Source organism: Streptomyces sp. CA-243310 (genome assembly GCF_050936775.1).
Classification (GTDB): Bacteria; Actinomycetota; Actinomycetes; order Streptomycetales; family Streptomycetaceae; genus Streptomyces.
This window is the reverse complement of sequence record NZ_JBNJMF010000001.1, coordinates 2,961,917-2,973,726: the sequence shown is the minus strand read 5'-3', so window position 1 is coordinate 2,973,726 and position 11,810 is coordinate 2,961,917. Positions and strand designations below refer to the sequence as shown.

The following is an 11,810-nucleotide window of genomic DNA, read 5'->3' as shown; positions in this document are numbered from 1 at the left end:
GATGGGCGCATGGAGAACCCTCTGCGCGGTCTACCCGCGCCGCCGCCGCTCGGCGCCACCGCCCTGCCCCCCGGAACCTACGCGGGGCAGGTGGTCCTGGTGACCGGCGGCGGCACCGGGCTGGGCAAGGCCATCGCCGCCGAGTTCGCCCGGCTCGGCGCGGACGTGGTGATCGCCGGCCGGCGCGCCGCACCACTCGACTCGGCCTGCAAGGAGTTGGCGGCCGTCCCGGGTGCGGGCCGGGTGGCGGCCGCCGTCTGCGACATCCGGGACCCGGAGCGGGTCTCGGACGTCTTCGACGCGGCCGAGGCCGCGTTCGGTCCGCCGGACGTCCTGGTCAACAACGCCGCCGCCAACTTCCCCTGCCCGGCGGAGGACCTGTCGCCGAACGCGTGGCGGGCGGTGGTCGACATCACCCTGACGGGCACCTGGTTCATGACCCGCGAGTTCGGGCGCCGCCACCTGGCGGCGGGCACTCCCGGCTCGATCGTGAACATCGGCGCCTCGTACGCGTGGACCGGCGGCCCGGGCTTCGCCCACAGCGCCGCCGCCAAGGCAGGTGTGAAGAACCTCGTGGAGACGCTCGCCGTCGAGTGGGGTCCGTACGGCATCCAGATCAACGGGCTGGTCCCCGGGCTGTTCCCGCACGCGGACATGACCGAGGACATCCGGGGCGGCCAGGACACTGCCGCTCCGGACGACAGGGACGGCCGGCAGCCCGCGCTGCGGGTCGGCGCGCCGCGCGAGCTGGGCTGGGCGGCGACCTTCCTGGCCTCGCCCTACGCCCGCTTCGTCACCGGGCACACGCTGGTGGTCGACGGTGCGAACTGGCAGCGGCGCTCGCTGGTGAACCCCGAAGTGGCGCCGATCCGCACCCAGTTGGGGCGCGGGCCGTTCAGGCCGTGAACCGATCGGTTCACGACGGTCCCGGCGGCCGGTCGGGGCGCCGGGGCTCGCCGGCGGTGCCCACCCGTCACCCACCGGTGAAGTGCGGCGGGCGTCGGGCAGCCTTGGCCGCGTACCCCTCCCGGGCGTCCTCCGAGGTGAGGGTGAGTGCGGCGGTCATCGCGACACCGTCGAGGGCGGCCGGGAGGGCGGCGTCCGCATAGGCGTCGATCCCGCGCTTGATGCCCTGGACGGCGAGTGGCGCGTTGGCGGCGATCTCGGCCGCCAACGCGCGGGCGGATGCCGCCAACTCGTCCATAGGCAGCACTTGTTGGACCAGGTTGAGGCGTTCCGCCGTACGGGCGTCGATCCGCCGCCCGGTCAGGGCCAGGTACTTCGCCCAGCCGGCACCGGCCTCGCGGGCGATGCGCAGGTCCCCGCCGGCGTCCACCGCCACGCCCAGCCGGGCTTCCGGCAGGGCGAAGACGGCGTCCTCGGCCGCCAACCGCACGTCCGCCATCAGCGCGAGTTCGAAGCCGAAGCCGAGGCAGTATCCCTGGACGGCGGCCACGACGGGTTGTGGGAGCCGGGCGAGGACCGCGAAGCGCTCGTGCACCCAGCGGATGCCCTCGTGGTAGTTCCGGGTCCGCTCGGCGGGGGTGCGTCCGGTGATCGCGCCACCGGGGGCCGTGACGTCGATCCCGGCGCAGAAGGCGCGCCCGTCGGCCCTCAGCAGGACCACCCGCACCGCCGGGTCGAAGCGGATCCGGTCGGCCAGCAGACCCAGTTGGCGGGTGGACTCCCAACTCCAACCGTTGAGTCGGTCCGGACGACAGAGGGTGAGGAACGCGATCCCGTCCTCGACTTCGAGGCGGATGCGCTCCTCCCCCTCCTCGATCTCCGTGGTGATGGTGTCGATCACCCGATGCCCCCTCGCCACTGACGGATCGTCAGTTTAGGGGGGTCCGATCAGCGCGGGAAGAGCTCGAACGCAATCGCCGGGCGACCCCCGAAGCGTGCCGAGGCCTGCTGGGCGTTGCCGGTGAGGAAGGTCCGCACGTACTCCTCGGGGTCCTGGTCGGTGAGCACCTCGATGTAGGCCTTGTGCTCCAGCAGGGACGCGATGGACCGCTCCAGACCGGCGGTGGCGTCGACGGCGTGCGTCGGAGTGGCGGAACCGGCCACCGCGACCCAGCGCACCCCGTTCCAGGGCTCCAGGCCCTGCACGGAGATCAGCTCGGGGAAGATCCAACGGTTGCCCGCGTCGCCGGCCGCGTCCAGCACGGCGCGTCCGACGGCCTTGTGGTCGGGGGTGTTCCAGAAGCCGCCGCCGTCCGCGCCGCCCCAGGTGTCCCGGTGGTTGAGAGTGACGATCAGCTCGGGGCGGTGCCTGCGGATGGCGGCGGCGATGTCCCGGCGCAGGTCGAGGCCGTACTCGACGACCCCGTCTCGATGGTCGAGGAACTCCACCTCGGACACCCCGACGACGGCCGCGCTCGCGCGCTGCTCCGCCTCCCGCAGCGGTGCGCACTCGGCGGGGGCGAGGGTGTCGATGCCCGCCTCGCCGCGCGTCGCCAGCACGTAGACGACCTCCCGGTCACCGTCGGTCCATTCCGCGATGGCGGCGGCGCAGCCGTACTCCAGGTCGTCGGGGTGGGCGACCACCGCGAGGGCGCGCCGCCAATCGGTGGGCATCGGCTGCAACGGGGCGGGCTGTGCCTGTTGTTCGGTCATGCCTGGCACCCTAAGGGCTGTCGTCGAAGTGACGCCGGTACGGCCCGCGGGTGTCCGGGGGCGGGTGCCCGGAGTTCGTCGCGGACGAGGGCCGGCAGCCGGGCCGGGGCCCGCCCGCGGTCAGCCCGGGACGGATGGCCTCGCAGTCGGGGCTGACGGTGGCCGCGGTGCGGTCGCCCTGGCCGGATCGCGGTCGTGGGACGGGAGGATCGGTTTCCCGAACCCAAGCAGCGCCCATCGGGCCCCCCGGGCCGGGTGGCGGCGCGGCGGTACGGGTGCGGCCGGCGGGGCCCGGACGGGCCCGCCTCCCGCGCCCGTCCCGCCGCGTACCCGCGCCCGATCACCCCGTGTGGTCCGGGGCGTCGGGGCGCGGGAGGCGGAGCGGGATCAGAACTCGACCACCGACCGCAGCACCTCGCCGCGCTCCATGCGACCGAAGGCCTCCTCGACCCCGTCGAGCGCGATGGTCTCCGAGACGAAGGCGTCCAGGTCCAACCGGCCCTGGAGGTAGAGGTCGACGAGCAGCGGGAAGTCGCGTTCGGGCAGGCAGTCCCCGTACCAGGAGGACTTGAGGGCGCCGCCGCGTCCGAACACGTCGATGAGCGGGAGTTCCAGCTTCATGTCCGGCGTCGGCACGCCGACCAGGACGACCGTCCCGGCCAGGTCGCGGGCGTAGAAGGCCTGCCGATACGTCTCGGGCCGGCCGACGGCCTCGATGACCACGTCCGCGCCGTTGCCGTCGGTCAGCGCCCGGATGGCCTCGACCACGTCGTCCTTGCCCCCGTTGACGGTGTGGGTGGCGCCCAGGCCCCGCGCCCACTCCAGCTTCCGGTCGTCCAGGTCCACGGCGATGATCTTCGAGGCGCCGGCCAACCGGGCGCCCGCGACGGCCGCGTTGCCCACTCCCCCGCAGCCGATGACCGCGACGGAGTCCCCCCGTCCGACGTTGCCCGTGTTCAGGGCCGCGCCGAGGCCGGCCATCACGCCGCAGCCCAGCAGGCCGGCGGCGGCGGGCGAGGCGGCCGGGTCCACCTTCGTGCACTGGCCGGCGGCGACCAGCGTCTTCTCGGCGAACGCGCCGATGCCCAGGGCCGGGGAGAGCGGCGTGCCGTCCTCCAGGGTCATGGGCTGGGTGGCGTTGTGCGTGGCGAAGCAGTACCAGGGACGGCCGCGCTTGCAGGCCCGACAGGTCCCGCACACCGCACGCCAGTTGAGGACGACGAAGTCACCGGGCGCGACGGACGTCACGTCCGGTCCGACCGATTCGACGACGCCCGCCGCCTCGTGGCCGAGGAGGAAGGGGAACTCGTCGTTGATGCCGCCCTCGCGGTAGTGCAGGTCGGTGTGGCAGACCCCGCAGGCCTGGACCTTGACCAGGGCCTCGCCGGGCCCCGGGTCGGGCACGAGGATCGTCGTCGTCTCCACCGGTGCGCCCTTGCTCCGGGCGATGACCCCTCGTACGCGATGTGTCACGTCGTACCCCGCTCTGATCGGATCCGTCTGGATCATCGAACGTACACGGGCGGCACGCGGTGCGGGAGCCGTGTCACCCTTCGGCGCGCGGACTGGCCAGTTCCGGTGGACTGGCCAGTTCCGGTGGCACGGCGGCCCGCAGCGCCGCGCCGAACGCGGCCACCGCGGGGTGCCCGGCCGCACCGTCCCGGAAGGCGATCTCGGTTCGGCGCTGCATGAGGAGCCGGGTGAGGGAGACCCCCGGTTCGGCGCCGCGGATCCCGAGCTGGGGCACGACGGCCACTCCCTGTCCCGCCGCGACCAGGGCGAGGACGGTGGCGAACTCGTCCACCTGGTGCCGCACCCGGGGGGTGAACCCGGCCGCCTGGCAGGCGCGCACCGTCATGGCGTGGCAGAGGGTGCCCGGCGTGGCGGTGATCCAGGGGGCGTCGGCCCTCGTCCGCAGGACCGCGCCCTGGTCGGGCCCGGCCTCCACCTCGGCGCCCTCGGGGACGGCCAGGTACATCACCTCACCGAACAGGGGCTCGGTGGTGAGGCCGGGTTCCTCGGGCGTGGGAACGAAGTCGTACGCGTGGACCAGCGCCACGTCCAGGTCACCGGCGCGCAGTGCGTGCGCGACCGCCGCCGGGTCGGTCTCGGAGACCATCGGCTCCAGGCGCGGGTGGAGGCGGGCGAGGGCGACCAGGGCGGCCGGGACGATGGCGCGGGTCGCGGTGGGGAAGGACCCGACGCGCAGGACGCCGGCGAGGCCGCCGCGCGCCTCGGCGAGGTCGGCTTCGGCCCGCTCCAGCCGCTCCAGGACGGCCTCGGCGTGGCGGACGAGATCCTCGCCGGCGGGGGTGAGGCGAACCCGGCGGCCGGTCCGCTCCAGCAGGGGCAGGCCCGCCTCGCGTTCCAGGACGCCGAGCTGTTGGGAGACCGCCGAAGGGCTGAAGGCGAGGGCTTCCGCCACGGCGGCGATGGTGCCGCGGCGGGCCAGTTCGCGCAGCAGGCGCAGGCGTCGTACATCGAGCATCGGCTCAGCTTACGCTTCGAGTAAGAAATGCGAACTGGATTCGACGATCGGGGCGGGGCAGGCTGGTCGGCATGACACAGAACGCCTCGCAGGACACGGCGACGCCGCCGAACGCGGCTCAGAGCCGGGACCGGGACGCGCGCCCCTTCCCGGGCGGGATCCACGTCCCTCTCGTCACCCCCTTCACCGCTGCCGGGGAGGTCGCGGTCGACGCCCTGGAGGCCCTCGCCCACGAGGTGCTCGACGCGGGCGCCCGCGGGATCGTCGCCCTCGGCACCACCGGGGAGAGCTCCGGCCTCGACGCGGCGGAGCGCGATCTGGTCACCGACGTCTGCGCCCGGGTCTGTCGCGAGCGCGGGGCGCCGCTCACCGTCGGCGCGGGGGCGAGCGGGACCCGGGCGAGCGAGGCCGCACTGGCCCGGCTCGCGCGTCGGCAGCCGGTACGGGCGGCTCTGGTGACCGTCCCTTCGTTCGTGAGGCCCTCGGCGGCGGGGGTGCTGGCGCACTTCGAGCGCCTGGCCGAGGTGAGCCCCGTACCGCTGGTCGTCTATCACGTCCCCTACCGCACGGGGCAGCCCCTGGACGCCGCCGCGCTCCGCGGGCTCGGGGAGCTGCCCGGGGTGGTCGGGGTGAAGTACGCGGCCGGCGGCATCGACCAGGACGTCGTGGCGCTGCTCGGTGACCGGCCGGAGGGTTTCGCGGTGTTGGCGGGCGACGACGCCTACGTGTCACCCCTGTTGGCGGTCGGCGCGCAGGGAGCGATCCTCGCCTCGGCCCACCTGGCGACGGAGCGCTTCGTGGAGCTGGCGGCGGCCTGGGAGGCGGGCGAGGTGTCGCGCGCGCGGGCGCTGGGCCACGCGCTGGCCCGACTCTCGGCGGCGGTCTTCGCGGAGCCGAACCCGGCGGTGGTCAAGGGGGCGCTGCACGCCCTCGGCCGGATCCCGACCCCCGACGTACGGCTCCCCCTGCTGCCCGCGTCCGCGAGGTCGGTGGCCGTCGCCCTGGAGGCGTTGACGGAACTCGCGACCGACCCGGTGGGGGCCGGCGGGACGTGACCCGGGGGCACGCTCCGGGGAGCGGCTCCGCCTCGGCGGCGCCGGCGCCGGCCGGGCAGGAATTCACGCCGGAAAGGAACCTTGATGGGCGATTCGCCACCAACGGGTGGCTCGCCCGAATCCGGTAGACAGAAGGGCGACTTGCCCTGTTTTCCGCACGAGGCCGCCCGCCCGTGATGTGAGTCACTCGGGGCCCTTCAACATCAATTCCGCGAAAGAGTCGGATCCCCTTTCCCCGGAAAGGAAATCGACATTCCCCGCTTCCCATTCCCAAGGTCATTAACCGGAACGAATGCGGGATGTCGATCACCCGACGCAATTCCAGGCTTGTTCGGCCCCCACAGGCTGTCTTACGGTCACCTCGTTCCCGGTGGCCCGGCGTTCGATCCCCTCACCGCCAGGGACGCTCCCCGCACCCCCACGTGAGGAATTCCGCCATGCCCGCAAAGGGAAAGCACCGCCGCCCGAAGCAGCACTCGATCGTCCGCAGGCTGGCCATCGCCGGGACGGGCGGTGTCGCCCTGGCCCTCCCGCTGATCGGTGCGGGCACCGCCGGCGCGGCCGAGAGCATCGCTCCCACCACGTACTCGGTGGTCGCGGGCGACACGCTGTCCACGATCGCGGCCAAGCACGCGCTGAGCGGCGGATGGGCGCAGCTCTACGAGGCGAACCGCGGGGTCGTCGGCGCCGACCCGGCGGTCATCCGGCCCGGGCTGACGCTGTCCCTCGGCACGGCGGCGAAGACCGCGGCGGCGGCGAGACCGGCGACCGCGTACACGAACAACCTGGACGGCTGGATACGCGAGTCGCTGGACGTGATGGCCCTCCACGGAATTCCCGGAACCTACGAGGGAATTCACCGCAATGTGATGCGGGAGTCCTCGGGCAATCCGTTGGCGATCAACAACTGGGACTCCAACGCCGCCGCCGGCATTCCCTCCAAGGGTCTGCTCCAGGTCATCGATCCGACCTTCCGCGCCTACCACGTGCCGGGCACGTCCGAGGACTCCTACGACCCGGTCGCGAACATCACCGCCGCCTGCAACTACGCGGCCGCCCGCTACGGTTCGATCGACAACGTCAACGGGGCCTACTGAGCGGGCCGCCCGCCACCCGGGCACCGGCACCGGTCCGCGGTGCCGCCCGGTTCACGGCGGGCCCTGGCCGCGGGCCCGGAGGGTGACGCGGAGGGGTGGGCGCGGCGCCGGGAGCGCCCGGAGCGGGTGGACGGCGGGGCCGCCGCCGCCCACTGCGCCCGACGCCCGTCCCCGATCAGGCACGCGTACGCGCTCCGCGGGCTCGGAGCAGGGTGCGCAGCGGGGCAACGAGACCGTACCCGGTGTCCTCGCGCAGAGCCTTGACGCCGGCCCGCTCCACCGCGGCGAGTTGGTGTGCCATCAACTCGGCCATCGTGGCGATCATCGGGCGCAGGCCGGGAACCGCGAGGTCGACGAGTCCGTCGGTGGCGTCGAGGGCGGTGCGGGCGAGGCCGCGTTCCGCGTCGAGGAGCGCCCGTACCGCCGGGGTGTCGCGGGCCTGTTCGAGGTCGGCCCGGGTCACGCCGTGTTCGGCGAGGCGGGCACGCGGGATGCAGAGCCGGCCCTCGGCGAGGTCCGAGGCAAGGTCGGCCAGGAAGTCCACGCGCTGCGCCGCTTCGACGAACCTCCGCCAGCCGGCGGCCTGTTCCTCGTCCGGGCCGCCCTGGTACTGGAGGCCGACGAAGGCCAGTACCGCGGGCCAGGCGTACGCGTCGAGGTAGTCCTGGAAGTCCTCCTCGGCGGCGAAGCCGTCGAAGGCGGCCTCGAAGGTGACCGCGCCCTCGATGAAGCGGGACACCCAACGGACCGGCATGCCCCGGGTGTTCACGGCGTGGGCGTAGGCACGCACCAGCGGATCGGCGCCGGCGCCGGTCCGCACGGCGACCTCGAAGTCCTCCGCCAGCGCGGCGAGACCGGCGGTGCGCCGCCGCGCGGTTCCGGTCTCGGCCACGTCGTCGACCCGGTTCATGAAGGCGAGACCCGCCGCCAGCCAGGGCTGGAGCGGCGGCGCGGCGAGCAGGCGCAGCGCCGCGTAGGGGGCCGGTTCGCGGCGTGCCACCCGCCGGGCCGCGTGGGTGAAGTCGGCTCGTTGCCGGGATCCGGAGATCCCCGCCGCCGTGAGTGTGGTGCGCCAGCCGGGCATGGTGGGGCGGACCCTTCTCCGTGGTCGGCGCGCGCTGCCGCGCCCGCGCCTGCGGAGTACAGCATGTCAGCCGCCGACCACCTTCTTGATCATGCCGTCGACGCCCGCCAGGACGTAGCCGCCCTGGCCGTAGGGATCGCTGATGTAGGGGCGGATGGCCGGGGTGCCGTCCGACCACACGTCGAGGATGAGGTAGCGCTGGCTGGGCACGGCGACCGCGAGGCGTTCCCTGGACTCTTTCAGGAGGGTCGGCAGCACGTCCCACTTCACCGTCGACATGTCCATCAGCTGCCCACCGGCGGGGACGGTCCCGCCCGGGGCGAGGCGCCGTGCGGTGCCGTCACGGTACTGCCAGTTGTCGTACGTCTTCGCCCCGGGCGCGGTGGGGACGCCCGCCAGCATGTACTCCGGGTAGACCACCAGCCTCACGAACGTCGTGGTTCCGGCGCCCTGCTTCAGGGCCTCCAGACCGGCGCGGGCGCCGTCGGGGGTGAGCAGGTCGGCGCGGGAGGCGGCGGGCGGAGCGGAGTTGGTGCGTCCGGCGGGGGTGGAGGCGGACGGCTTGCCGGTGGCGGGCTTCGCGCCCGCCGGGCTCGCGGCGGGCGAGGGATCGACGGAACGGGAGGCCGCCGGGGCTCCCTTCGCGTCGTCGCGGGTGGCGTCGTCGCCGTCGCCCAGCAGGTTCACGGCCAGGGTCGCGCCACCCGCGAGGAGCAGCGCGACCAGCGCGGCGAGCAGTGCGGGCCGGCGGCGCGCCGTCCGGGCGGCGGGCACGGGGGTGGTCACCGCGTACGGGTTGCCGCCCGGCGGGCCGAAGGGCGCCCCGGGGGAGTTCACGGCCGTGGGAGGCGGGCCGTAGGGCCCGAATCCGGGCGAGGGCGACGGTGCGGGGGCCGGTGGGGGCGGCGTTCCCCGGAGAGCGCTGCTCGCGTCGCGGAGCAGTCGTTCCAACTGCTCGGCGTCGGGCCGCGCGGCCGGATCCCGCACCAACAGCCGTTCCAGTACGGGCCCCAGCGGTCCGGAACGCGTCGGCGCCGGGATCGGGTCCTCCAGCGTGGCGACCATGGTGGCCATGGTCGTGGCGCGGCGCAGCGGGTGGACCCCTTCGGAGGCCACGTACAGCGTCATGCCGAGCGACCACAGGTCGGAGGCGGCCAGGCCCTCCGCGCCGCGCACCCGCTCGGGCGCGATGTACTCGGGCGAGCCGATCAACGCGCCCGTCGAGGTGAGCGCGGTCGATCCGTGCAGCGCGGCGATGCCGAAGTCGGTGAGCACGGCCGAGCCCTCCGGCCGCAGGAGGACGTTGGCCGGTTTCACGTCACGGTGGAGCACCCCTTCGGCGTGCGCGGCCCGCAACGCCGACAGCACGTCGAGCCCGATGCGCAGGACGTCCGCGACGGGCATCGGGCCGGACTCCAGCCGGTCGTGCAGTGAGCCGCCCTTGACCAGCTCCATCACGATCCACGGATGCCCCTCGCCGTCCGGCGCGGGCTCCACGATGTGGTGGATCGTCACCACGTTCGGGTGGGTGAGCCGGGCGAGTGCCCGGGCCTCGCGCACGGCCCGTTCGCGCAGCTGGACGACGAGTCCGGGCTGCGCGGCGGCGGTCGCCGGGTCCGGCGGGCGCACCTCTTTCAGGGCGACGTCGCGGTGCAACGCGATGTCGCGGGCGCGCCACACCGTGCCCATGCCTCCGGCGCCCAGGGGGCCGATCAGTTCGAAGCGGCCGTCGACCAGCTGTCTGCCGGCCTCACTCGTGTCCATGGGCGGTCATCGTAGGCGGCGCCGCTGTCAGCAGCCCCGCCGGTCCACCGTCAGCACGCCCTGCACGGTCGTGAGGGTGCGGTCGTAGCACCCTCCCGGCTGCTGCGATCCGTGGAGCCGGTACCGCGCCGTGGTGGTGGCCACCGCGTGGCGCTGCTCGCGCGGGACGTTCGCCGTGTAGCTCGCGTCCCCTGTGTACCGGTCGTCGAGCCGTGAGCGGTCGATCTCCCGGCCGCCGCGCAGGACGACGGTGTCGGCGCGGTCGCCGAGGGAGAGGACGGTGCGCAGCCGGTCCCCGGCACCCAGGGTGGTCTCGCCGTCCATCGTGTACGTGCGTGACGTGCGGGTGGTCGTCGGGCCTCGGGTCACGCTCTCCCGGTCGGTCCACTCGGCGGTGAGGGCGTCACGGCTCTCCCCCTCGGTCCAGCGGTGCGTGGAGGCGTGCCGGACGGTGCGGGTGACGGTGGTGACGACCCGGCCGTGGGAGGTGTCGAGGTGCCCGGCGATGGTCAGGCCGTGGCCGCCGTCGGTGTCCAGGCGGTGTTCGGCGCCGGGGGTCCAGCGGGAGGAGCCCGTGGGTGCGACCTCCTCGTGCCGGGTGAGGGCGCCGGTGACGACGGCACGGCCGGCGTCCTGCCAGAGCAGCAGGTTGGTGGGGGTGCTCCAGCCGGCCTGCCCGGCCGGGACGCCCGCCACGGACACCTCGATCCGGTGCGGGCGACCGTCGTTGAGGAGCGCCGCGTAGGGCGTCAGGTCGTAGCGGATCGGCTGCACGTCGAAGGCGCGGGGGCCGGGGATCACGTACCAGAGGAAGGGGTTGGACCAGCCGCCGGTCCAGACGGTCGGGAAGGGGGCCGCGAGACCGGCGAGCTGTCCGTCGACGAGGACGCGGACCTCGCGGTGGGGGCCGCCGGCGGCCTTGCAGGAGTAGGGGGCCGCGTCCGGGACGGTCAGGTACCAGTACTCCTCGCAGCCCCCGCCCGAGCCGGTCGCGTACACCTCCGCCAGCAGGCGTTCGGTGTTGCGCGGGGTGGTGACCGCGGGGGTGGTGAGCGGGAGGACGCGGTCCGGGGTGTCGGGGGCGGGTCGGGTGCGGCCGTCGGAGGCGTGGAAGGTGAGGGTGACCTCGACGTCGATGACGCCGGTGTAGGTGTCGTCGACGACGTTGCCGATCAGCATCTCGACGGGCTGCGGACGGCTGAGGGTGTCCCGGTAGTGGGTGACGTCCTTCTCCACGGACCAGGTGATGCCGTCGGGCGAGGGTTCGGGGGTGGAGGTGCGCAGGATCTCCACCCCGCCGACGGTGAGGTTGCCCAGGCGGTCGTACTGGCGGCCCTTGACCTTGCCGTCGAGGCGGAGCACCACCTTGGCCCAGTCGCCGCGGCCACAGCCGCTCGGGGGTGCGTAGTCGCCCCGGTAGGGGGTGAAGTCGACGAACCGGGCCTGTGCCAGGGTCACCCGGCAGGACCGGGTCGGCGGCCGGGTCACGGGCGGGCCGGGGGTGAGCGGGTCGTGCCAGTCGGTCCCGAACTCGGCGGGGGGCTCGGCCCCCGCGGGTACGGGCGTGGAGGCGGGTGCGGCAAGGGGCGCGGGCGGGGCCGATGCCGCCGCCGGGACACCGGCGGCGGCCAGGGTGGCCGCCGCGAGCGCGAACGCGCCGAGCAGGCCCGTGATCCTGTGTCGTCTCATGGGCCCGAAGTGAA

10 protein-coding genes are annotated in these 11,810 nt (G+C 74.2%); 3 read left to right on the top strand and 7 right to left on the bottom strand.

The features are described from left to right. Positions 1–9 precede the first annotated feature (9 nt). On the top strand, positions 10–906 hold the full coding sequence (locus tag ACQEVM_RS13290) for an SDR family oxidoreductase (protein ID WP_433078215.1): 897 nt from the start codon (positions 10–12) through the stop codon (positions 904–906). A 67-nt stretch (positions 907–973) separates the two neighbouring features. Here the strand turns inward: ACQEVM_RS13290 and ACQEVM_RS13285 are convergent, their stop codons facing one another. The 4 genes from ACQEVM_RS13285 to ACQEVM_RS13270 all read right to left on the bottom strand — a co-directional run bounded on the left by ACQEVM_RS13285 (position 974) and on the right by ACQEVM_RS13270 (position 5,107). After that, entirely contained in the window at positions 974–1,807 is an 834-nt protein-coding gene (locus ACQEVM_RS13285) for an enoyl-CoA hydratase/isomerase family protein (RefSeq protein ID WP_433078213.1), read from the bottom strand. Positions 1,808–1,854: 47 nt separating this feature from the next. Then, positions 1,855–2,619: a PIG-L deacetylase family protein gene (locus ACQEVM_RS13280; protein ID WP_433078211.1), complete on the bottom strand. Its 765-nt coding sequence runs from the start codon at positions 2,617–2,619 to the stop codon at positions 1,855–1,857. A 387-nt stretch (positions 2,620–3,006) separates the two neighbouring features. Further along, positions 3,007–4,092, bottom strand: coding sequence for an S-(hydroxymethyl)mycothiol dehydrogenase (locus tag ACQEVM_RS13275; RefSeq protein ID WP_266952492.1), 1,086 nt, complete (start codon positions 4,090–4,092; stop codon positions 3,007–3,009). Between the two features lie 73 nt (positions 4,093–4,165). After that, positions 4,166–5,107: a LysR family transcriptional regulator gene (locus ACQEVM_RS13270; RefSeq protein WP_433078208.1), complete on the bottom strand. Its 942-nt coding sequence runs from the start codon at positions 5,105–5,107 to the stop codon at positions 4,166–4,168. Between the two features lie 71 nt (positions 5,108–5,178). Between ACQEVM_RS13270 and ACQEVM_RS13265 the strand changes: the two genes are divergently transcribed. Together ACQEVM_RS13265 and ACQEVM_RS13260 are read left to right on the top strand one after the other, a co-directional pair. Beyond that, entirely contained in the window at positions 5,179–6,162 is a 984-nt protein-coding gene (locus ACQEVM_RS13265) for a dihydrodipicolinate synthase family protein (RefSeq protein ID WP_433078206.1), read from the top strand. A gap of 437 nt (positions 6,163–6,599) precedes the next feature. After that, entirely contained in the window at positions 6,600–7,259 is a 660-nt protein-coding gene (locus ACQEVM_RS13260; protein WP_433078204.1) for a transglycosylase SLT domain-containing protein, read from the top strand. Positions 7,260–7,434: 175 nt separating this feature from the next. On the opposite strand, the gene ACQEVM_RS13255 is transcribed toward ACQEVM_RS13260, so the two are convergent. The 3 genes from ACQEVM_RS13255 to ACQEVM_RS13245 all read right to left on the bottom strand — a co-directional run bounded on the left by ACQEVM_RS13255 (position 7,435) and on the right by ACQEVM_RS13245 (position 11,796). Then, the gene (locus ACQEVM_RS13255) at positions 7,435–8,343 is read right to left on the bottom strand and encodes a phytoene/squalene synthase family protein (protein WP_433078202.1); all 909 of its coding nucleotides are present in this window, start codon (positions 8,341–8,343) and stop codon (positions 7,435–7,437) included. A 66-nt stretch (positions 8,344–8,409) separates the two neighbouring features. Continuing rightward, the gene (locus tag ACQEVM_RS13250; RefSeq protein ID WP_433078200.1) at positions 8,410–10,107 is read right to left on the bottom strand and encodes a serine/threonine-protein kinase; all 1,698 of its coding nucleotides are present in this window, start codon (positions 10,105–10,107) and stop codon (positions 8,410–8,412) included. Positions 10,108–10,134: 27 nt separating this feature from the next. Further along, positions 10,135–11,796: a peptide-N4-asparagine amidase gene (locus ACQEVM_RS13245; protein ID WP_433078198.1), complete on the bottom strand. Its 1,662-nt coding sequence runs from the start codon at positions 11,794–11,796 to the stop codon at positions 10,135–10,137. Positions 11,797–11,810: the final 14 nt, after the last annotated feature.